Source organism: Sphingobium sp. 3R8, from assembly GCF_020166615.1.
Classification (GTDB): Bacteria; Pseudomonadota; Alphaproteobacteria; order Sphingomonadales; family Sphingomonadaceae; genus Sphingobium; species Sphingobium bisphenolicum.
In genome coordinates this window covers 1-962 of the sequence record NZ_JAIQXR010000064.1, presented here as the reverse complement: position 1 = coordinate 962, position 962 = coordinate 1, and the positions used below count along the sequence as shown (strand labels likewise).

At 58.7% G+C, this 962-nt stretch carries 1 protein-coding gene; it reads right to left on the bottom strand.

All coding sequences use genetic code 11. The annotated features are described in order from the left end of the window. Positions 1–33: 33 nt before the first annotated feature. Positions 34–855 carry an IS5 family transposase gene (locus K9B33_RS22915; protein WP_224551422.1) on the bottom strand — a complete coding sequence of 274 codons (822 nt, stop codon included), beginning with the start codon at positions 853–855 and terminating at the stop codon, positions 34–36. Positions 856–962 lie beyond the last annotated feature (107 nt).

Genomic DNA, 962 nt, shown 5'->3' with positions numbered 1-962 from the left:
TAAGAGCCTGATTCATAATTATCCGATGACGTTTCATAGTCTTGCGATTCGACGCGCGAATAGCTGGATGGAGGCTATGAAGAGCCATGCAGTTGCCGATGCGATGGTCTGTTCAAAGTCCTTGGCGAGCCGGCGGTTGCGGTTCAGCCAAGCGAGTGTTCTCTCGACGACCCAGCGGCGCGGAAGAACCACGAAGCCTTTTGCAACATCGGATCGCTTGACGATCTCAACAGTCCATTTGCCGATACGCCGGAGCGCTTCCCTGAGCTTGTCGCCAGCATAGCCGCCATCGGCAAAGACATGGCGCAGCCATGGAAAGCGGTGGATGATTTCACGCAGGACCAGCGGCGCGCCGTCGCGGTCCTGAATGTCGGCGGTATGGATCACCGCATGAACCAAATGGCCCTCGGTGTCGGTGAGGATGTGGCGCTTGCGTCCCTTAATTTTCTTGCCCGCGTCAAAGCCGCGAGGTCCGCCACTTTCGGTTGTTTTCACGCTCTGGCTATCGATCACGCCAGCACTGGGCGAAGCCTCGCGGCCCGTCGCTTCACGCGCCATCAACAGCAGGGTATGATTGAGCGAGAGCCACAGTTTGTTATCGCGCCACAGGTAAAACCAGCGCCGAACCGTCGAGACCGGCGGAAAGCAGGGCGGCAGCATTCGCCACGGCAGCCCCCCGCGCAGCAGATACAGGATCGCCTCGACAATCCGTCTCAGCGACCATTTGCGCGGACGGCCCACGTGGGAGGGGGGCGGCAAGAACGGTTCGAGCACCGACCATTCGGCATCGGTCAAATCGCTTGGCAAAGTCAACCCCGCGCGGGCATATTGCGCCCGAGTGGTATCGGTCCACATCGTTGATCTCCGGAAGTTTGTTGCAAAACCCATGAATCAACGACTGCGGCGAGCGTCAAGCTAACCCGCTGATACCACTCAACTTAGTTTCGGATCAGGCTCTAAGA